The sequence below is a fragment of the Agromyces molybdatiresistens genome (assembly GCF_052748445.2).
Window position 1 is genome coordinate 417,289 of record NZ_CM188258.1, and the last position, 20,210, is coordinate 437,498.

The following is a 20,210-nucleotide window of genomic DNA, read 5'->3' on the forward strand; positions in this document are numbered from 1 at the left end:
GTGCTCATGAACGCCATCGGACTCGTCGCCGCGCTGACGGTCGGCATCTCGATCGGACTCGTCGCCTGGTTCCTCATCGGCGCAGGCCGCGCCAAGACGGTTGAGGCAGGGGTCGAGGAATCGACCGCGACCGCCGTCCAGCGCACCTCCTTCTCGGAGAGCCTGGTCAAGGCGGCACCGAAGGGGTACATCGGGTGGCTGGAACGGCAGATCACCTTCGCGGCCCGACCCGCGGGATGGTCGGTCAGTCGGATCTTCGTCTGGAAGACCGTCCTCGTCTGTACCGTGCTCATCCTCGGCTGGTTGTTCATCGCATCGGACCCGGCTTCCATCCGCGTCATCCTGGTGTTCGCCGCACTCGTTCTCGGCTTCTTCCTGCCCGACGTGCTGATCAACAGTCGTGCGCACGACCGGCAGACGGCGATCCAGCGGGCGCTCCCTGACACGCTCGACCAGATGACCATCGCCGTCGAGGCCGGGCTCGGGTTCGACGCAGCGATGGCGAAGGCCGGTCGCAATGGACGTGGACCGATGGCGGAAGAACTCATCCGGACGCTGCAGGACATGAGCATCGGGCGTACGCGCCGTGACGCCTACGCAGCGCTCGAACAACGCACCAACAGTGAGGACCTTCGACGCTTCGTCCGAGCCGTGCAGCAAGCCGACGCATACGGTGTCGCGATCGCCGACGTGCTTCGTGTGCAGGCTGGCGAGATGCGCGTCAAGCGTCGTCAGCGTGCGGAGGAGCAGGCGATGAAGGTGCCGGTGAAGATCGTCTTCCCGCTCGTCTTCTGCATCCTGCCCGTGCTGTTCATCGTCATCCTCACACCGGCAGTGATCGGTATGATCGCTGCCTTCGGCTGACCGAGGGCTTCCGTCAGAAGAGACCGGGGACGAAGCGCTTCGTCCGCAGCTTGTACGCCGCGTACTCGGGAATGTGCTCTTCGAGAAGGCGCTCCTCCTGGATCGCGCGGTACACCTGAATGGCGCCGACCAGGATGAGGATCCCGAGCTTCGCCCAGCTCGGTGAGAAGCAGACCGCGCCCGTAAGAGTGATCATCTCCCCGACGTAGAGCGGATTCCGGATGAACCGGTACGGGCCGTGCTGGACGAGGTTCCGTACCTTCGCCTCCACGCCGAAGCTCCGGCCGAGGGTGACGAGCGAGTAGACGCTGAACGTCATTCCCAGGGCCATCAGCACCACCGCGAACAGTTCGATGCCCGGCGGAACGTCGGACCCTCCGAGAAACGCGAACAGGAAAGGAAGGAACGTGCCGGCGTATGCGGCCGCGGTCGGCGCGATTCCCCTGCGACGAGCCTTGGCGGGTGTCCTGATGATCAGCAACAACACTGCGACGAGGTAGAACGCGGTCAACAGGATCAGGTAGGCGAGATGGAGGTAGTCCACGATCCCGGATGCGCCGTCGTTCCGACCGCCGACGAAGAGCGTGAAGGACGTCACAAACAGCAGGAACACCATGATGGGGACGAGGATCAGGCGCTCGACGTCGACCGTCCTCAGTTGCTCACGTAGCCGCATGACCCGACTCCTCCGTGCATCGCTCGAACGCGCCGGAAGCGTATCGGTGAGCTTCGGCGACGTGGGCTCGATCATATCCGGACGGTCGCCCGCAATCGATGGCCCGAAAGGGGGCTCTCCTGACCCCGATGCCGGGTAGGTGATTGCGTGCTCAGCGGCCGCTGCTCGGCGGACCCTCGACGCCTAGGCTTGGCCGCATGGACCCGGCGACAACCGAGGGGACCCGAGGACTGCCCGCCGCTGAAGAGGGCTGGACGCCCGACGTCCTCGGACCCGAGTTCGAACGGCTCACCCTGCCGCTCGAGCCTGACGACGAGGGCGAGGTCGTCGCGACGCTCGTGCGGCGTACGGCAGGCGAGAGCGGCGGGCACTTGGCATCCGTCACGCGCCGGTGGCGCTGGCCGTGGGAACGCGACGCCAAGCCGCAACCGCCGCCCGCGGCATCCGGATGCGACGTGCTCTACGTGCACGGGTGGAGCGACTACTTCTTCAATCCCGAGCTCGCGCGGTTCTGGAGCGATGCGGGGGCGCGGTTCTACGCGCTCGACCTGCGGAAGTACGGGCGGAGCCTCCGGGAGTGGCAGACGCCCGGGTACATGACCGACCTGGCCGTGTACGACGAGGACCTCGAGGCGGCGCTCGGCGCCATCGCGCGCGAGGGTGGGCCGGAGGCATCCGCTCGGCCGTTGATCCTGGTCGGGCACTCGACCGGCGGGCTGACGCTCAGCCTGTGGGCGGCGCGCAACCCCGGGCGGGCGGCGGCGCTCGTGCTGAACAGCCCCTGGCTGGAGTTCCAGCTGAGCGGGATCGGGCGGCAGGCGATCCAGCCGGTCATCGGCTTCCGCGCGCGCCTAGACCCGATGGGGCCGCTGCCGAACGTCGACCTCGGGTTCTACACGCGATCGGTCGCGAAGGAGCTCGACGGCGAGTGGGAGTACGACCACGCCTGGCGGCCCGACCGCGGGTTCCGCACGCATCCGGCGTGGCTCACCGCGATCCTCGCGGGGCACGCGACCGTCGCCGCCGGCATCGACGTGGGGGCGCCCGTGCTGGCCCTGCTGTCGGCGCGGTCGGTGCTGCAGGCGACGTGGGACGACGCGATGCTCGCGTCGGACATCGTGCTCGTCGTCGATGAGATCGCGCGCCAGTCGCTGAAGCTCGGGCCGAACGTCACGGTCGCGCGCATCGACGGGGCGCTGCACGACGTGTTCCTGTCGCGGGAGCCGGCGCGGGCGGCGGCGTATGCGGCGGTCATGCGGTGGTTGGAGGGGTACGGGGTGCGCGGGTGACGACCGCGGCTTCGGGATGTGTGGGGCTCTGAGGCACCAGGACTTGGTCCCCGAAATGGGGGAGCGCGCTTTCCGGCCATCGCTTGAATCGCATCGTCGCGCCCCGATACTGTGACACCGCGACCCGCGCTGGCTCGCACATCTGATTCCGTTCAGTCCGGCTGGGGGCCCGGCCAGAAGTGCGAGTGTGTCTCATGCGGGGTGCTCGGTTCGTTGGTGTCACAGCAGTCGTGGCGGTCATCGGGAGCCTGTTGTCGGCCGTCGCTGCCAGCCCTGCGCTCGCGACGACGGGTCCCGGGACGGCGACAGGCGCGGGCTCGGCGGTAGCCGAGACCGGTGCAGTCGTGAAGGTCGAACGCATCGCAGGAGCCGACCGGTATTCAACCTCGGTGGCCGTCGCGAGCGTCGAGTTCCCCGACCCGTTCCCAGCGGGGGAGGGCACGGTCTACCTCGCGCGCGGGGATGTTCTCGCGGACGCGCTGGCGGCAGGGACCCTCGCCGATGGTCCGATCCTCCTGGTTCCGTCGTGCGGCCGGGCCCCACGGTCCGTCGTCGATGAGGTGGCTCGCCTCGACCCCGCACGAGTGGTTGCCCTGGGAGGGACCGGCGCCGTGTGCAGCACGATGCTCTCCGACGTCGCCGGCGATCGTCCGGTGGAGCGACTCGCCGGGGAGGATCGCTACGCGACGGCACGAGCGATCGCGAACGAGCGGCTGGAGCAGGCCCCAGCACCTGTCGTCTACATCGCCTCGGGTTCCGACGCTGCTCCGGATGCCGTTGCGGGAGGTGTACTGACGGGCGGTCCGATCCTGACCGTGTCCCCTCGTGGCGGGTCGTCCGTGTCGAAGGCTGCCGAGTGGGTCGCAGCGCATCCGACGGTGAAAGCAGTCACCGGGTTGGGTGGCACGAGCACGCTCTCGGAAGGGCTGCTCTCCGCGATCGCGGGCGAGGTGCCCGTGAATCGACTCGCTGGGATCGATCGCCACGCCACGGCCGCGGCGATCGGCCAATTCCAGTTCGCGGGGGTCGCCCCGGTGGTCTACCTCGCTCGGAGCGACGTCTTCGCCGACGCTGTCGCAGCCGGTTCGCTGACGGGCGGGCCAGTTCTCCTCACCCGGTCATGCTCGTTGCCGCAGGCGGTCACCGATGCGCTCGCGACCCTTCGGCCGTCGACCGTCGTGGCGCTCGGCGGAACGAGCGCCATCTGCGATTCGTTGCTCGAACAGGCTGCGGCAGCGGTGCCGATCGAACAGAACCAGGGTGTCGTCGTCGAACCCGGGGTGAAGACGCTGGACGAGGAGGCACTGGCCGAGATCGACGGCTTCGACCCAGAGTCAGGCGAGCTTCTGCTCTCCAACTCGAGTCGGCTCGGGGCGACGTTGAGCGAGGGAGGCGTCATCGCCGCGGGCGTGGGACCCGAGACACCCGAGGGGATGCTCCGCAAGGTGGTCGACGTCCAGATCACGCCGTCCGGATACGAAGTGCACACCGAGCAGGCGACGCTCACGGACGCGATCGCGAACACGAATGGGCCGCTCACCGCGACTGGAGATCTCGTCTCGGCGGCTGCCACCGGCTCGAGCGATGCTGCGGTTCTGGAAGGCGGCGCGGCGGCCCCTGGTGAGGTCGCCGCTCCGCTGAGTCGGTACTCCGCCTCGGCCGACATGAGCGACGCTTCATCCAGTTCCGAGACCGGAGCCGCAATCCCGCTGGGCACGTTCCGGTTCGGGGTCGAGTCCGAGTTCTCCAGGGCTCTCGGGTCGGACACCTTGAAGGGCGAGGGAACCATCAAGGTGTCAGGTGAAGTCGAAGTCTCAGCCTCGGCCGAGGCGGTCATCGACATCGGCATCACCGGGCTGAACCGAGCACGCATCGTCGTCACGCCGACGGCGACGATGGAGGCGGTCGCCGAGTTCGGCGGCGGGGTGGAAGGCGAACTGACGAAGAAGATCGCGTCCGCGAAGCGCGTGTGGCATGTCCAGATCGGGCCGGTTCCTCTGGTCATCACCGACGAGTCCGCGCTCGAGCTGAAGGTCACGGTGGGCGCCGATGGAACCGCCTCGGTCTCGTCGACCGTTTCGGCCGGCATCGCGACGGGCTTCGACTACACGAACGGCAACTTCCACCTGATCGCGGACCCGACCGCGTCATACGAGCCGTTCGCCGTCGATGCCAGCGTCGCCCTGAGGGCGAAGATCTCGATCGGCCCTGTCGAGACGATCAAGCTCTACGGCATCGTCGGGATCACCGGAGGCGTCGGACCGTACATCGAGGGAAGCGCGAAGTTCTCCGCAACCGACCCGCCGGAATGCACCGTCGACGTCGGGCTCGAGTCGAAGATCGGCGTCGTCGCCGGCATCGAGATCGCCGGGATCAAGCTCACAGACACGTGGGAACAGGCCAGGTTCGCCGAACTCCAAATCGTCGACTGGACGGGGGCATGCGAGACGCTCGACGGGTGGACCGGAACCGGTCACGGCGCGAATCCGCTCACGATCGTCACGACGACCCTTCCATCCGGCGAGGTAGGTGCCGACTATTCGGCGCATCTCGTGAGTGATGGGGAGCAGCCTCCGGTCGCGTGGAGCACGGTCGCCGGTTCGCTCCCCAGTGGGTTGAGTCTCAGCGCCGCGGGCGAGATCCACGGTGTGCCGACGGATGCGGGCGCATCGACCTTCACCGTCTCCGCCACGGACGGTGCCGGCCAACGCGCAATGCGGGATCTCACTCTCACCATCCGTGAGGCGGGAGAGCAGGGCGAACCGGTCGTCTTCGAGGACTCGAATCTAGAGACCTGCATTCGCGCGGAGTTCTCGTCGATGGCATGGGCCCAAGAGCACTGGCCGTGGCTCTATCCGGACTTCACCGAGCCGTCGGCGAGCGAGCCCCTGCGGAGTACCGACCTGGAGCTACTCGAGGCCCTCGATTGCCTTGGCCTCGTCAGTCTGACGGGACTGGAGTGGGCGACGAGACTCGGTTCACTGGTCCTCTCGGACTTCGGTGGGAGCGAACTCGACCCGATCGCAGGCCTCACCGGCCTCTACTATTTCCAACTCATCGGTTCGGAGGTGAGTGACCTCGGTCCGCTGCGAAACCTCGTGGGGTTGACGACACTCGAGATCCACTCGTCTCCCGTCCGCGATCTCACACCGATCTCCGAGCTGACGGCGGTGCAGTGGCTCGACCTCATCGACACCGAGGTAGCGGACCTGACGCCGCTCGCCGATATGACGTCGATGTACCAGCTCCATGTCTCCGAAAGTCCCAACCTCAGCGACGTGAGTCCGCTCGCGGGCATGACCGAACTCAGGACACTCGGACTCCGCGAGAATCCGTTGCTGACGAGTCTGGCTCCGCTCTCGACGTTGACACAGGTGTCGTATCTCGACATCCATGACGACGACCTGACGAGCCTCGAGGGGCTGCAGAACATGACGCAGTTGTCCTACCTGCAGGCCGATCGGAACCGGATCACGTCGATCGAGCCACTGGCGAATGCCGCTTCCCTCGTGAGACTGCGTCTCTCGGGCAACCAGATCGGCAGCATCGCCGCCCTCTCGGACAAGCCTGAGCTCGAGCATCTTGAGATCAACGCGAACCGGATCTCCGACCTCAGCCCGATCGCAGATCTGCCGAAGCTCCGCTACGTCGAGGCGTTCTTCAACCGCATCACCGACCTCTCGATGTTTGCGGAGAACCCGACCATCACCCAGGTCTCAGCCGGCGAGCAGAAGATCGGTCGGGACAGTGCCCGGGTCGGCGAGTCGGTCACGCTGCCGGTCTTCCGGACCTGGCGCGGGGAAGTGCTCACACCCTGGATCGACACGGCGACGAGTGAGGCGACAGCGACCTTGACGGGCGACCCCTCGACGGGGATGAGACTGACGTGGACCGGCACCGGGTACTCCGTCATCCGATGGGAGGATCCGGACGGGTACTTCTACGGCGAGTACGTCGTTCCGAACGTCTCGGTGCCCTAGTCGTGACGCGCGTTCGGCGCGAGCGAACGGTTCGGGCTGACGCTTCAGGATCGGTTCGACATCGACATCGACCTCCACCTCGAGCGGCGCATCAGATCGAACGGGACGCGATCACGCCGCTCGTCGCCAGCGCGTGAAGACGCCGCGGCGCGGCATCCGCTCGCTCTCGAACCGGGAAGCGCGCGTCAGCGGAAGTTGACGAACTGGAGGTCGACGTCGAGGTCGGCGGCCTTCAGCAGGCGGATGGTCTCCTGCAGGTCGTCGCGGCTCTTCGACGAGACGCGGAGCTCGTCGCCCTGGATCTGCGACTTCACCGACTTCGGCGCCTCGTCGCGGATGAGCTTGCTGATCTTCTTCGCGTGCTCCTGGTCGATGCCGTTCTTCAGGCCGATCTCGATGCGGAACTCCTTGCCCGACGGGTAGGGCTCGCCCGAGTCGAGCGACTTCAGCGAGATGCCGCGCTTGATGAACTTCGACTGCACCACATCGAGCACCGCCTTGACGCGCTCGTCGGTCGAGGCCTTCAGCAGGATCTTCTCGCCCGACCACTCGACCGACGCCCCCACGCCCTTGAAGTCGTAGCGCTGCTCGACCTCCTTGCGGGCCTGGTTGACGGCGTTCTCCGCCTCCATCTTGTCGACCTTGCTCACGATGTCGAACGTCGAATCAGCCATGCGCGCCAGTCTAGCGAGGGGCCGAGCGGATGCCACGGGGTGGCCGCCCGCTCGAACCGAGTCCGATTTCTGCGGTGGAGGCCCGTTCACACCGCACTCGATCGCAGAAATCGCACTCGGTCGGCGGCGGTGCGCAGCGAGTGCGCGGGGCATCATGGAACCGACCCGCGAGGAGGCCCGGATGCCACGTGATCTCGACGCCGACGTGGTCGTCGTGGGTGCGGGGCTCGCCGGGCTCCGCTGCGCGACGCGCCTTGCCGAGGCCGGACGCCACGTGGTCGTGCTCGAGGCCGACGACCGGGTGGGCGGGCGCCAGCGCACCGACGAGGTCGACGGGTTCCTGCTCGACCGGGGCTTCCAGGTCCTGAATCCCGCCTACCCGGCGGTCCGACGATGGGTGGATGTCGCGGAGCTCGGGCTGCAGCGCTTCCCCGCGGGAGTGCGCGTGCGGCGCGAGGGGCGCACGGTCGCGCTCGCCGACCCGCGGCGGCATCCGACCCGGATCCCGTCGACGCTCACGAGCGGCCTCGTGACCCCGCGCGGTGTCGTCGGGCTCGCGCGGTGGGCGCTGCCCGTCGTGATGCGGCCGCGCCGGGTCATCGCCGGGCCCGACCGTGCGCTGCGCGAGGGTTGGGACCGCGTGAGGTTCCGCGGGCCGCTCCGCACCGAGGTGATGGAACCGTTCCTCGCCGGCGTGCTCGCTTCCGACGACGGCAGCACCTCCGACAGCTTCACGCGGCTGCTCGTGCGGATGTTCGCGCTCGGCTCACCGGGCGTGCCCGAGCGTGGGATCGCCGCGCTGCCCGTGCAGCTGGCGACCGCGGCCACCGCCGCAGGTGCGGAGATCCGGCTCGGCTCGCGCGTGAGGAGGATGCGCGCCGGTGGGGACATCGGTGCCGGCGGCGCGGGCGCGAGCTTCGAGGTCGATGTCGCCGGCGCCGACACGCTCCGGGCCGGCGCGGTCGTGGTCGCGGTCGGGCCCGACGTCGTGGCCGACCTGCTCGACGTTCCCCGGCCCGTCACGAAGGGGCTGCAGACATGGTGGTTCGCTCCGGATGCCGCGCCGACGACCTCCGCCATGATCACGGTCGACGGCCGCCGCCGCGGGCCCGTCGTCAACACCGTCGTGATGACGAACGCCGCACCCTCGTACGCCCCGCGGGGGCGGCATCTCGTTGAGGCGACCTGCCTGCTTCCCACCGCCGCCCGCAGCGACCCCGCGGCTGCGCCGGCCGAGCGCGACGTGCGGCGCCACCTCTCGGAGATCTGGGGCGCCGAGGCATCCGCCTGGCCGTTGCTGCGACGGGACGACCTGCCCGCCGCGCTTCCGGCGCAGCCGCCGCCGCTGCGGGCGACCACACCGGCGCGCCTCAGCGACGGCGTGTACGTCGCGGGCGACCACCGCGACACGGCGTCGATCCAGGGCGCGCTCGTGTCGGGCGACCGCGTCGCGCGCGCGGTCCTCGCCGACCTCCGCGGCGCCTGACGGCACCGACCAGCACCCAGCACCACCGCGTCGGGTCACCGAGTGCGATTTCTGCGTGGGAGAGCGATGCGCACTGACCTCCGACGCAGGAATCGCACTCCGACGCGGCGGAACGGCGGCTCGGCGGAACGCGGCGCGACTCGCCCTGCACACGGGCGACGGGGCACCGGGGCTCCGCCGATCGAGAGCGAGCCCGCGGCATCCGCTGGGCCGACCGCGATGATCGGCGGATGACCGACGCGTTCCCCATCACCGAGCACGGGTTCGTTCTGGCGCGCGATGCGCGCGCATCCGGACGGGAGGCAGGGCTCTACGCCGCTGCACGGGCGGGGACGCTCGAACGCGTTCGGGTCGGTGTCTACCGTCCTCCGCCGGCACCTCGGACGGCGGGTTCGCCCTCCGAGCGCGACGCCGCTCGGTACCGCGACCTCGTCCGGGCGGTCGGCGCCTCCCTCGCCTCGCCGGTGTTCACCTCGTACGCGGCGATCGCGATCGCCGGGCTCCCCGTCTTCGGTGCCTGGCCGCGGCACGTGCACGTTCTCTCACAGGACGGGCATGGGAGCCGTCGTGGAGACCTCGTCCGGGTCGCCCGCATCCACCCGGACATCCCCGTGGTGACCACCGACGGCTTCCTGACCACGAGCATCGAGCACAGCCTCATCCAGCTCTGCCGGCACGCCACGCTCGCGGCCGCGCTCGTCGCGACGGACGCCGCCCTCCGTATACCGCGCACGGGAGATTCAGCGGCTGCGCCGACGACGATCGCCGCCCTGCGCGCCGAGCACGAGCGGCTTCTCCCGTACCGCGGCAGCCGGCGGGTCGAGGCGGTGCTGGCACGCGCGACGACTCGCGCGGACAGCCCGCTCGAGACGATGAGCCGGCTGGTCATCGAGGAGTTCGGCTTCCCCGAGCCCGTGCTGCAGCACCGGATGCATCTTCCCGAGCTGTCGCGAGATGCGATGCTCGACTTCTGGTGGCCGGACCATCGAATCGCCGGAGAGGCCGACGGGCGGGGCAAGTATGCGCTCGGAGGTTCGGCGGTCGACGTCGTGCTCGCCGAGAAGGCGCGGGAGGATGCCGTCCGCCGTCAGGTCGCGGGCTTCGTTCGGTGGGACTGGGCGGAGATGCAGCGACGCCGTCCGATCCACGACCGGCTGGTCGCCGCCGGCCTTCCCGTCGTCCGAGAACCGGTCCACCTCATCGTTCCGCGCTGAGCCGGGACCGTCCGAGTACGGTTTCTTCGTTCGCGGTCGATCCGATTCGCGTTCCATCGCAGAAATCGCACTCCACGCGCGCGGCGCGGGCGGGGCACGGGGCGCGGCGCGGGCGCGGGGCGCGGGGCGCGGGGCGCGGCGGGGCGTGCGCGGGCGCGTCAGCGCTCCGGCGGGACCGCCGTGGAGGAGCGCACGCGGAGCTCGAAGGGGAGCGGGGTCGCGGCGGGAGGCGCGGCATCCGGGCCGGGCTCGAGCTGTTCCATCAGGATCTCGACCGCCTGCTCGCCCTGGCCGCGGGGGAACTGCGCGACGGTCGAGAGGCCGAAGAAGTCGGACAGGTCGTAGTCGTCGATGCCGATGATCGACACGTCGCGCGGCACGACCATGCCGAGGTCGCGCGCGGCGAGGATCGAGCCGATCGCCATCTCGTCGGACGCCGCGAAGATCGCGGTCGGCCGGTCGTGCGGCACGCCGAGCAGCTGCTTCGCGGCGTGGTACCCGCCCTGGATCGTGAAGTCGGCGGGCGCGAAGATGCGCGGGTCGGGTTCGACGCCGGCGTCGCGCAGCGCCGCCTCGTAGCCGAGGCGCCGGTTCGTGGGCAGGTGGAAGTCGAGGTCGAACTCGAGGTCGCCGCCGATGTGGGCGATGCGCCGGTGACCGAGTGCGATGAGGTGCTCGGTCGCGAGCCGCGCGACCGCGGCGTCGTCGATCGTGAGCGTGCGGACGCCCGGGATCGGGCCGCCGACGCCGACGAGCGGCTTGCGCAGTTCGTGCAGGCGCTGCACCTCGTGTTCGGTGAGCTCGAGCGAGACCGCCACGACGGCGTCGACCCGCTGCCGCAGCAGGAAGTGCTCGAACACGCTCGACCGCTCGCGCCCGTCGCCCGACAGGTTGTAGAGCGTCACGTCGTACCCGTGCCGCAGCAGCGCCTGCTGCGCGCCCTCCAGCACCGAGGAGAAGTACCACCGGTTGAGGAACGGGATCACGACGCCGACGTTGCGCGTGCGGCCGGAGGCCAGGCTCGACGCGTTCGACGAGACGACGTAGCCGAGCTGCGCCGCCGCATCCACGACCTTGGCCTTCGACGCCGGGGAGACGTGGCCGCGGCCGCTCAGGGCGCGCGAGACCGTCGCGGTGGAGACCCCCGCGAGCTTGGCCACCTCATCGATGCCGACCATGGATTCCTCGCCTGACGCCGTCCGCCTGGGCGCGGAAACGGGACAGCCGATCCTATCGCCGTGCGGAGTGGCGCGTGCGCGCGCATGCCGCAGTGCGGTAGAAAGGTGCGGGTCCGGGGCGGGCCTTCGGGGGGCCTGGCTTGCCCACACCCACCTCTACTCGAAGGGATCACCGCCGTGAAGTGGGTCAAGCGCATCGCCATCGGGCTCGTCGTCGGGTTCGCCCTGTTCTACACGATCACCAGGCCTGAGGATGCCGCGAACGCCGTGCAAGGCGCATTCGCCGCCGTCTGGGGCGCCGCCGAGGCGGTCGGCCGGTTCTTCACCTCGCTCGCATCCTGACGGAGCAGCCGTGAGCACCGACGCCCGCAGCATCTTCGACCCCCACGTCGAGCGGTTCCTCATCGCCGACGAGGGTGAGGTCGTGGTGGACGAGGTGGCGAAGCACTGGGCGGCGATCGTCAAGCCGGTGCTCGGGCTCGTGGCATCCGTGCCCCTGCTGCTGATGATGTTCGTCGTGCCGCCTCAGGCGTGGTGGCTGCCCGCCGTCCTCGCCATCGGGCTCGCCTGCTGGTGCCTCTGGCGCATCCTGCAGGCGCAGATGGACCGGTTCGTGATCACGAACATGCGCGTGTTCCGGGTGCACGGCATCCTGACGCAGAACATCGCGACCATGCCGCTCGCGCGAATCCTCGACATCTCGGTGCACCGGCCCGTCCTCGGCCGCATCTTCGGCTTCGGCCACTTCGTGTTCGAGTCGGCCGCCCAGAACCAGGGGCTGAACGAGATCCGCTACGTGGGCGCGCCCAACGAGCGCGACCTGACCATCCAGCGGGTCATCGCGCGGGCAGGCCTGCGCGGGCCGTTGAACCGGGCGACCGGGGCGCCGATGGGCGGCGGCGGTGGCGGCGGTGCGCAGGTCGCGTCGTCGACCGGGTCCGTGACCGGTTCGTCCCCGCGCGACGGCTCCGGGAGCAGCGACCGATCCGACGGGCTCGGGCCGAACGACACGGTGCCGATCCAGCGTCTCTGAGGTGCGCGGCAGCGCCGTCCGCCTCGATTTCTCGCATCGGCCGACCGCGGGTATCCTTGTGTGGCCCCCGGTCATGTGAACAACGTGGTCGGGCGTTCGGCGAGTTACCCAAGCGGCCAAAGGGATCTGACTGTAAATCAGCTGTCTACGACTTCGGGGGTTCGAATCCCTCACTCGCCACCATCGTGGAAGCCCCGGTTCACCGGGGCTTCTTCCGTTTCCGGGCGGATGCCGCGGGGCGGCGTCGTCGACGATGGCGGCTGGTGGCGGTTCCGCCGCGGCGACGCCGCGTTCGCGAGCGCCACGCGGCAGCGCGGGCGGCTTCTCGCCGAGAGAGCAGACCAATCCGCACTCATCGGCCCTTGAGAGACCCTCGAAGTTCCGGCTGTGCTCAATTGGTCGGATGTTTCCGGTAGGTTGACGTCATGACCAGGATCACCGCCGTGACCGCGCACGACGTCCGGTTCCCGACCTCGCTCAGCATGGACGGCTCGGACGCCATGAACAAGGACGGCGACTACTCGGCCGCCTACGTGGTCATCCACACCGACGACCCCGACGTGCGCGGCCACGGCTTCACCTTCACGATCGGCCGAGGCAACGACCTCTGCGTCGAGGCCGCACGCCAGCGCGGGCTCCCGCTCGTCGGACGTTCGGTCGAGGAGTCCGTGGCCGACCTCGGCGGGGTCTACCGCGAGCTGTCGTCCGACTCGCAGCTGCGATGGCTCGGCCCGGAGAAGGGCGTCGTCCACCTCGCGTTGGCGGCCGTCATGAACGCGATGTGGGACCTCGCCGCGCGCATCGCGGGCTTGCCGCTGTGGCGGTTGCTCGCCGAGATGACCCCGGAGCAGCTCGTCGACGCCGCCGACCTCCGGTACCTCTCCGACGCGCTCACTCGCGAGGAGGCGATCGCGATCCTCGCCGAGAAGTCGCCGACGCGGGCCGCCCGCATCGCGGACCTCGAGTCGCGCGGCGGGTACCCGTGCTACACGACGAGCGCCGGATGGCTGGGCTACTCGGACGAGAAGCTGCGCCGACTGCTGCAGGAGGCCGTCGACGAGGGGTACCGGCACGTCAAGCTCAAGGTCGGGGCCGACGTCGACGACGACATCCGCCGCCTGCGCATCGCCCGCGAGGTCATCGGCTGGGACGCGAACCTCATGATCGACGCCAACCAGGTGTGGGACGTGCCCGAGGCGATCGAATGGGTCGGCCGGCTCGCCGAGTTCGAGCCGATGTGGATCGAGGAGCCGACGAGCCCGGACGACGTGCTCGGGCACGCCGCGGTGCGGCGCGCGATCGCCCCGATCGGCGTCGCCACCGGCGAGCACGGCATGAATCGGGTCCTCTTCAAGCAGATGTTCCAGGCCGGCGCGATCGACTACTGCCAGCTCGACTCCGCGCGCCTCGCGAGCATCAACGAGATCCTCTCCGTCTACCTCATGGCGCAGAAGTTCGGCGTGCCGGTGTGCCCGCATGCCGGCGGCGTCGGGCTCTGCGAGCTCGTGCAGCACCTGTCGATCTTCGACTACGTGTGCGTGTCCGGCACGCTCGAGGACCGCGTCACCGAGTTCGTCGACCACCTGCACGAGCACTTCGTCGATCCGTGTGTCGTCGAGCACGGCCACTACACGTTGCCGTCGCAGCCGGGGTACAGCGCCGAGATGCACGAGGCGTCGGTCGACCGCTTCACCTTCCCGGCCGGCGAGTACTGGGTGCAGCGCTAGACCGAGTGGGGTGCGCCGGCGGCGGGCGCCGGCGGGCACGCGCCGGCCGGGTGTCCGGGCGCGGTGCGCCGGCGGGACTCAGCCGGCCTCGGGGTCCTCGTCGGCGTGCGCCGCACTGAACTCCTCGACGCCGAGCAGGTGCGTCGACATCCGGATGCTCGCGCGCCCGGGGTCGCGGCGGACGAGCTCGTCGAGGATGGCGCGGTGCTCGCGCTGCGTCTCGCGGAGGCTGCCGCGGTGACTGATCGCGCGCCAGAGGCGTGCTCGGAAGGTGCGGCCCACGAGCGCGTCGACCAGCGCCGCGAGCGGCGGGTTTCCGCTCGCCGCGGCGATCGCCCGGTGGAACTCGGTGTCGGTGTTGATGAACTCCTCGAGGTCGACCTCGTCCTCGTCCTCGAGCGTGCGGTCGATGCGGGTGAGGATGGCCTCGAGTGCGTCGAGCTGGTCATCGGTGATGCGCGTCGCCGCGAGCGACACGCTCTCGGCCTCGAGCACCCGGCGGACGGCGAGCAGGTCGGCGGCGTGGGCCGGCTGCTGCAGGTCGGCGAGGAATCCCAGCGGGCTGAGGAGGGCCGCGGGGTCGAGCGCGGTGACGTAGGTGCCGTCGCCCTGTCGGGTCTCGAGGACGCCGAGCGTCGCGAGTGCGCGCACCCCCTCGCGGAGCGACCCGCGCGACACGCCGAGGAGCGCGGCGAGGTCCTTCTCGATCGGCAGGCGCGATCCGGGCTGCAGGTCGCCGCGCGTGAGCATGTCCTTGATGCCCTGGATGACGACGTCGGTCTGCGAGCGGGCGGTCCCGTGGGAGTCGGACATGGCGCCATCCTAGGAGCCCGGTGACCGTTCATCGGATCTTTCGCGCCGCGCCCGCCATCGCCCGGACGCCTGCAACCGGAGGCGCCGCAGTAGCGTGGGTGCATGACCCAGAACGCCGCGCACGCGGCATCCGTCGACCTGCTCGCCATCGCCCGCCGGATCGCGCTCGCGGCCGCCGAGGCCGCGCTCGAGGAACGCCGGAGGGGCATCAGCGTCGCCGCGACGAAGTCGACGCCGACCGACGTCGTGACGGCAGTCGACCGCGACACCGAGGAGCGCATCCGCGCGATGATCCTCGACGCGCGGCCCGACGACGGCATCTTCGGCGAGGAGGACGACACGCACGTCGGCTCGAGCGGCCTGAACTGGGTCGTCGATCCGATCGACGGCACGGTCAACCTGCTCTACGACATCCCGTCGTGGTCGGTGAGCGTCGCGGTCGTCGACGGGCCGCCCGACCCGGGGCACTGGCACGCGCTCGCCGGCGTGGTCGTGAACCCGGTGACGGGCGAGGTGTTCGAGGCGCACGCGGGCGGCGGCGCCCGCCTGGTCGACGGCTTCGGCGAGCGCGAACTGCGGGTGAACGAGGATGTCTCGCTCTCGCGTGCGCTCGTCGCGACCGGCTTCGGGTACGCGGCCGATCGTCGCGCCGAGCAGGCGAAGGTGCTCGTCGAGGTGCTGCCGCGCATCCGCGACATCCGTCGCATCGGGTCGGCCGCGCTCGACCTCGGCGCGGTCGCCGCGGGCCGCCTGGACGCCTTCTACGAGGTCGGGCTGAACCCGTGGGACCACGCCGCGGGCGCGCTCATCGTGCGCGAGGCGGGCGGCCGCGTCGGCGGACTCGCGGGCGCGCCGGAGAGCGACCGGATGCTGGTCGCGGCACCGCCGTCGCTGTTCGGCGAGCTGGCGGAGCTGCTCGAGGAGGCGAGCGCGTAGGAAGCGGCGCGACATCCGGACGACTTTCTCCGTATACCGCATCGGCGTGGCGATCCGACCCTCGACCGGTTACGCTTTACCGATCCGTGATCTCGGCCCTGCTCGAGTCGTCACGAGCCCCCCGTCAGCCCCCCGAACGAGCGAAAGCCCCCAACGTGCCCGAGTTCCCCCTCGTGCCCGACCATTCAGCGCCAGGCACCGGAGACCGCTTGCGGTCCGAACGCACGCCGACGCGCCGCGAACTCCGCGATCGCTCCGCTTCCTCCTCACCGGCCGAGCCGGCCGACCGACGGGTCGGCGACTCGGCCGTCGGTGTCTCCGGCGGGATGTCGTTCGAGTCGCTGCTGCCCTCGCGCCAGGGTGCGGCAGGGTCGGCCGCATCGGCCGCCGGTCCCGACTCGGCACCGAGACGACGGGCGGATGCCACGGGGCCGCTGCGTCCGCGTGATCGCCGCGAAGCGGCGGTCGATGCCGCACCGGCCCACGCACCGACCGGCGCGGTGCGCTCGACGACGGCACCCGCTCCGCCGACGGAGTCGCGCCGCCTGCGGCGCGACCCTCTCCCCGCGCCCGCGCCCGCGCCCGCCGCGCCGTCGGCGCCCGTGAGTTCCGAGCCCCGGACGGGCCGACGCGCTGCCGCCGGACCGGTCGACGTGCCGGGAGCCGGCGCTCGCGCCGGTCGCCCGACTGCCGCGGGTGCTGCGTCGGCGGGTGCTGCGGCGGCTGCTCCGGCGGCGGGTGCTCCGGCCGCGGGTGCTCCGGCGGCACGCACCGCGTCGGCGGGTGCTCCGGCGGCACGCACCGCGTCGGCGGGTGCTCCGGCTGCACGCACCGCGTCGCCGGCCTCACCGTCCACTGCTGCCGCACCGGGAGCTCGGCGTGCCGGCGCCGCTTCCCAGGCTCCGGCCGCTCCGCCTGCTCGGCCTGCTTCGCCCGCTCCTGCTGGCGGAGCCGCACGTCCGGCGGGCTCGCCGGCGCCGGCGCCGGTTGGGTCCGAGCCGTCAGCGCACGCACCCGCGGGCCGGCCGACCCGCGCCGAGCCCTCCGCGCCGACGCCCGGGTGGTCGCCGCAGCGACGTCCGGGGGCGCCGGCGGTCGACCGCGCCGGTCCCGTCCGGCCCGCGGAACCGGCGCGCCGGCCGGATGATCACGCGATGCGGCCGCCCCGGCCCGGCGACGTGCGTCCGCCGGCCGATCCGCAGCGCGGAGGACAGCCTCACCCCGGGGCCCGAGCGCAGCGACCCCCGATCCAGGAACGTCCGGCGGCCCAGGGGCGCCCGGCGGCTCAGGAGCGGCACGCGCCCCAGGGGCGCCCGGGGCCTCAGGAGCGGCACTGGCCCCAGGAGCGCCACGCCCCCCAGGAGCGCCACGCCCCCCAGGAGCGCTCGGCGGCTCCGGAGCGGCACGCGCCCCAGGAGAGGCACGCGCCCCAGGACCGCCCGGCGGCTCAGGAGCGGCACGCGCACCCGGACCAGATGGATCCGAGACGGCAGCTGGCCCCCGAAACCGATGCTCGGACGCACGCCGGCCGGGCGCCGGACCGTCTGCCGCAGGCCGGCTCCTTGCGTCATCCGCTCGACCAGCGCTCGACGCCGGCGCCCGGTGCTCGCGGCGGATCCGCTCCCGCTTCCGGCGCCGGCCCGCGCCCCGAGCGTCGTCCGCTCCCGTCGAACGACGGCGCACCCGCCCACGACGTCCGCGACCCGCGCCTCGCCGCGCGTCAGGTCTCCGACCAGCGGGGGGTGCGCCCGGGTGAGCGGCCGGCCGAGCTCCGCCGCGGCGAGCTGCGGCTCGACGCGCTTCCCTCCGACGGACGCCGTGCCGCGGCATCCGACCCCGCCGTCAACACGGCGAACGACGTCAGCGACCTGTTCGGGCTCGCGTCGCGCGAAGCGCGCGAGATCGACGCCGCCGTCGAGGCTCGAGCGGAATCGCGCGCGGTCCCGATGGGCGGCGAGGGGGCCGGGCAGCGCGCGGCCGCGGCATCCGCTCACCGCACGCCCGTCGGACGGCGCACGCCGGCCGACCGCCGTGCACCGCAACGACCCGACGGTCGGCCCGAGGCCGGACCGTTCTCGTCGAAGCCCGCCCCGCGGCGCTCGCTCCGCCGCACCGTGACGACGCGCCTCGCGAGCGTCGTGGCCATGGGCTTCGTCGCGATGCTCGCGGTCGCCACATCCGTGCCGTCCCTCTCGCTGCTCACGCCGGAGGAGGTGCAGGCGATGGCGCTCTCGCAGAACGCAGGAACCGCGACGCTCGACGGCCAGCGCGTCGACATCTCCGGTGGCACGCTCGCCGCGGGCATCGATCGCGAGGACTACCAGGCGCAGACCATCGAGGAGTACGCGCAGGCGGCGGGCATCCGCTCGGCGCCGACCTTCACGAACAACCCGCTCGGCACCGTGCAGTGGCCGTTCGCGGTCGGCGTGCACATCGGCGACCGGTTCGGCTACCGCAACTGCTACGGCTGCTCGGTCAACCACCACGGACAGGACTTCAACCCCGGACTCGGTGCGCAGATCCAGTCGATCGCCGACGGCGTCGTCTCCGGGTCGACCGACTCGGGCGGCTCGCTCGGCGTCGTCATGATGATCGACCACGTCATCGACGGCGAGGTGATCACGAGCGTCTACGCGCACATGGAGTACGGCTCGCGCCGCTTCGAGGTGGGCGACACGGTCGAGGTCGGCGACGTCGTCGGCACGACCGGCAACACGGGCATGTCGACCGGGCCGCACCTGCACTTCGAGATCCGCATCGGCGGCATCGACGGGTACTGGGTCGACCCGCTCGAGTGGCTCTACGCCAACACGAACTGACGCGGCATCCGACTGCGACTGCCGGTCCGCTGAGTTGGGGCGTGCGGGGACGAGGGTGGGCAGGATGAGGCGGGCGAAGGGCGCCGGCGCACCGTGTGCGACATGCCTGGTCGTGCGAATGGTCCGGCGTCACCAACTCGCTGAGGTGGGGTGATCCGGACGTGCCGGGAATTCGCAGGACGAGACGCGCGGTGTGGTTCGTGTGAGAGACATGATCCAGCTCGTCCTGTGAACTCGCCGCCGTCGCCGTCGCCGTCGTCGCCGTCGTCGCCGCTCCCGAGCTCGCCGCCGCCGCTCACGCCTCGACCGCGCGTGCCTGTGCACAGTTGCGACGCTCACGTATGCCGATCGGACAGACTTCGGGCGTGCCCGAGCCCACGCCTGACGCTCCCGCCGAGGTGATCCGAGCGAACGGCGGAGCGTTGCCGTACCGTGCGCTCGACGAACTCGAGGTCCCGCGCCGCGCGGTCAGGGCGGCAGTCCTCGACGGGACGGTGGTCCAGGTGAGGGAGCGATGGTTCGCCGTTCCGGACGCGCCCGGTGACGTCGTCCGCGCCGTGCGCGTCGGCGGCAGCGTCACCGCGGCATCCGTCGCCCGGCTCGAAGGACTCTGGGTCCGGCCCGACCGCCTGCTGCATGTCCGGGTTCCGAGCACTGCGGGGCGGTTGTGGTCGCCTGATGCGTCGGACACCGGGCGTGTCCCGCTCGATCGGTCGAAGCACGGCGTCTGCGTCCACTACCGGACGGTGAATGGTCGGCCGTCCGCGCGCGACAGCGTGGTGCTCGCGCTCGCCGAGATGTCGGCGTGCGCGCCGCTGCTCGACGCGCAGATCGCCGTCGACTCCGCCCTCTCGCTGGGCAGGCTCACGACCCTGGAACTCGAGGCTCTCCGGGAGATGCTCGGACCGAGTCGTCGCCGGCTCGCCGACCAGGCCGATGCCGGGTGCCAGTCGGGAACCGAGACGATCGTGCGCCTCCTGCTTCGCGGCCGACGGGTACCGCACCGAACGCAGGTGCAGATCGCAGGGGTCGGCCGCGTCGACGTGCTCGTCGGAGATCGGCTCGTGGTCGAGATCGACGGCGAGGGATTCCACACCGGTCCCGAGTTCGAGCGCGACCGGCGACGCGATTTCGAGCTCACGATGCGTGGATACCTCGTGTTCCGGCTGAGCTACTCGATGGTGATGCACGAGTGGGATGCCGTGAGCGAGGGGCTGCTCGCGCTGATCGCGCGCGGCGAGCACCGGTGGGGTGCGCGAGCGGCCCGTCACGATCGAGACGTGAAGGTCTCCCTGGCTCGGCGGCACATGGACGTCTGATCCTGGGGCGAGTTCGCAGGACGAGGTGGGTCATGCCGGCCCCAGGGCGTGCATCGGGCGTCTCATCCTGCAGACGCCTGTCGACGGGTGGGTCGGGCGTTCGCCGCGTCGATCGGGGCGGAGCGAGTTCGCAGGACCAGGTGGGTCATGCCGGCCTCAGGGCGGGTATCGGGCGTCTCATCCTGCGAACGAGGGCGGAGGT

15 protein-coding genes and 1 tRNA gene are annotated in these 20,210 nt (G+C 71.0%); 12 read left to right on the forward strand and 4 right to left on the reverse strand.

All coding sequences use genetic code 11. The annotated features are described in order from the left end of the window. Positions 1-6 precede the first annotated feature (6 nt). Positions 7-864 (forward strand): type II secretion system F family protein, encoded by an 858-nt coding sequence (locus ACULK2_RS01950; protein ID WP_445970071.1) that lies wholly within the window; start codon positions 7-9, stop codon positions 862-864. A 13-nt stretch (positions 865-877) separates the two neighbouring features. On the opposite strand, the gene ACULK2_RS01955 is transcribed toward ACULK2_RS01950, so the two are convergent. After that, complete coding sequence (locus ACULK2_RS01955; RefSeq protein WP_445970070.1) at positions 878-1,615, reverse strand: methyltransferase family protein; 738 nt, start codon at positions 1,613-1,615, stop codon at positions 878-880. 122 nt (positions 1,616-1,737) lie between these two features. Here ACULK2_RS01955 and ACULK2_RS01960 point away from each other — a divergent pair, with 122 nt between their 5' ends. Continuing rightward, complete coding sequence (locus tag ACULK2_RS01960) at positions 1,738-2,829, forward strand: alpha/beta hydrolase (RefSeq protein WP_445970069.1); 1,092 nt, start codon at positions 1,738-1,740, stop codon at positions 2,827-2,829. Positions 2,830-3,173: 344 nt separating this feature from the next. Further along, positions 3,174-6,809, forward strand: a complete 3,636-nt coding sequence (locus ACULK2_RS01965) for a cell wall-binding repeat-containing protein (RefSeq protein WP_445970068.1) — start codon at positions 3,174-3,176, stop codon at positions 6,807-6,809. Positions 6,810-6,994: 185 nt separating this feature from the next. Here the strand turns inward: ACULK2_RS01965 and ACULK2_RS01970 are convergent, their stop codons facing one another. Then, the gene (locus tag ACULK2_RS01970) at positions 6,995-7,483 is read right to left on the reverse strand and encodes a YajQ family cyclic di-GMP-binding protein (protein ID WP_445970067.1); all 489 of its coding nucleotides are present in this window, start codon (positions 7,481-7,483) and stop codon (positions 6,995-6,997) included. 181 nt (positions 7,484-7,664) lie between these two features. On the opposite strand from ACULK2_RS01970, the gene ACULK2_RS01975 reads away from it, so the two are divergent. Together ACULK2_RS01975 and ACULK2_RS01980 are read left to right on the forward strand one after the other, a co-directional pair. Next, on the forward strand, positions 7,665-8,969 hold the full coding sequence (locus tag ACULK2_RS01975; protein ID WP_445970066.1) for an FAD-dependent oxidoreductase: 1,305 nt from the start codon (positions 7,665-7,667) through the stop codon (positions 8,967-8,969). A gap of 230 nt (positions 8,970-9,199) precedes the next feature. Next, a complete protein-coding gene (locus ACULK2_RS01980; RefSeq protein WP_445970065.1) occupies positions 9,200-10,183 on the forward strand; it encodes a hypothetical protein in 984 nt (327 codons plus the stop codon). 158 nt (positions 10,184-10,341) lie between these two features. On the opposite strand, the gene ACULK2_RS01985 is transcribed toward ACULK2_RS01980, so the two are convergent. Next, positions 10,342-11,361, reverse strand: coding sequence for a LacI family DNA-binding transcriptional regulator (locus ACULK2_RS01985; protein ID WP_445970064.1), 1,020 nt, complete (start codon positions 11,359-11,361; stop codon positions 10,342-10,344). A 177-nt stretch (positions 11,362-11,538) separates the two neighbouring features. On the opposite strand from ACULK2_RS01985, the gene ACULK2_RS01990 reads away from it, so the two are divergent. The 4 genes from ACULK2_RS01990 to ACULK2_RS02005 all read left to right on the forward strand — a co-directional run bounded on the left by ACULK2_RS01990 (position 11,539) and on the right by ACULK2_RS02005 (position 14,121). Beyond that, positions 11,539-11,703, forward strand: coding sequence for a hypothetical protein (locus ACULK2_RS01990; protein ID WP_230386917.1), 165 nt, complete (start codon positions 11,539-11,541; stop codon positions 11,701-11,703). Between the two features lie 10 nt (positions 11,704-11,713). Then, positions 11,714-12,394, forward strand: a complete 681-nt coding sequence (locus ACULK2_RS01995; protein WP_445970063.1) for a PH domain-containing protein — start codon at positions 11,714-11,716, stop codon at positions 12,392-12,394. A 98-nt stretch (positions 12,395-12,492) separates the two neighbouring features. Beyond that, positions 12,493-12,577 (forward strand) — tRNA-Tyr (locus tag ACULK2_RS02000). Between the two features lie 242 nt (positions 12,578-12,819). Next, entirely contained in the window at positions 12,820-14,121 is a 1,302-nt protein-coding gene (locus ACULK2_RS02005) for an L-fuconate dehydratase (RefSeq protein WP_445970062.1), read from the forward strand. Positions 14,122-14,199: 78 nt separating this feature from the next. On the opposite strand, the gene ACULK2_RS02010 is transcribed toward ACULK2_RS02005, so the two are convergent. Further along, the gene (locus ACULK2_RS02010) at positions 14,200-14,934 is read right to left on the reverse strand and encodes a FadR/GntR family transcriptional regulator (protein WP_445970061.1); all 735 of its coding nucleotides are present in this window, start codon (positions 14,932-14,934) and stop codon (positions 14,200-14,202) included. A 102-nt stretch (positions 14,935-15,036) separates the two neighbouring features. Between ACULK2_RS02010 and ACULK2_RS02015 the strand changes: the two genes are divergently transcribed. The 3 genes from ACULK2_RS02015 (at position 15,037) to ACULK2_RS02025 (ending at position 20,008) form a co-directional block, all read left to right on the forward strand. Continuing rightward, positions 15,037-15,870: an inositol monophosphatase family protein gene (locus ACULK2_RS02015; protein WP_445970060.1), complete on the forward strand. Its 834-nt coding sequence runs from the start codon at positions 15,037-15,039 to the stop codon at positions 15,868-15,870. Positions 15,871-17,432: 1,562 nt separating this feature from the next. Beyond that, a complete protein-coding gene (locus ACULK2_RS02020; RefSeq protein ID WP_445970059.1) occupies positions 17,433-18,689 on the forward strand; it encodes a M23 family metallopeptidase in 1,257 nt (418 codons plus the stop codon). Positions 18,690-19,054: 365 nt separating this feature from the next. Then, a complete protein-coding gene (locus ACULK2_RS02025) occupies positions 19,055-20,008 on the forward strand; it encodes an endonuclease domain-containing protein (RefSeq protein WP_445970058.1) in 954 nt (317 codons plus the stop codon). Positions 20,009-20,210: the final 202 nt, after the last annotated feature.

Bases quoted from the DNA above. Each gene is read 5' to 3' on its own strand.
- ACULK2_RS01955 (WP_445970070.1), bottom strand. From the start codon at position 1,615: ATGATCGAGCCCACGTCGCCGAAGCTCACCGATACGCTTCCGGCGCGT.
- ACULK2_RS01975 (WP_445970066.1), top strand. From the start codon at position 7,665: ATGCCACGTGATCTCGACGCCGACGTGGTCGTCGTGGGTGCGGGGCTC.
- ACULK2_RS01970 (WP_445970067.1), bottom strand. From the start codon at position 7,483: ATGGCTGATTCGACGTTCGACATCGTGAGCAAGGTCGACAAGATGGAG.
- ACULK2_RS01960 (WP_445970069.1), top strand. From the start codon at position 1,738: ATGGACCCGGCGACAACCGAGGGGACCCGAGGACTGCCCGCCGCTGAA.
- ACULK2_RS02005 (WP_445970062.1), top strand. From the start codon at position 12,820: ATGACCAGGATCACCGCCGTGACCGCGCACGACGTCCGGTTCCCGACC.
- ACULK2_RS01950 (WP_445970071.1), top strand. From the start codon at position 7: ATGAACGCCATCGGACTCGTCGCCGCGCTGACGGTCGGCATCTCGATC.
- ACULK2_RS02010 (WP_445970061.1), bottom strand. From the start codon at position 14,934: ATGTCCGACTCCCACGGGACCGCCCGCTCGCAGACCGACGTCGTCATC.
- ACULK2_RS01980 (WP_445970065.1), top strand. From the start codon at position 9,200: ATGACCGACGCGTTCCCCATCACCGAGCACGGGTTCGTTCTGGCGCGC.
- ACULK2_RS01985 (WP_445970064.1), bottom strand. From the start codon at position 11,361: ATGGTCGGCATCGATGAGGTGGCCAAGCTCGCGGGGGTCTCCACCGCG.
- ACULK2_RS02015 (WP_445970060.1), top strand. From the start codon at position 15,037: ATGACCCAGAACGCCGCGCACGCGGCATCCGTCGACCTGCTCGCCATC.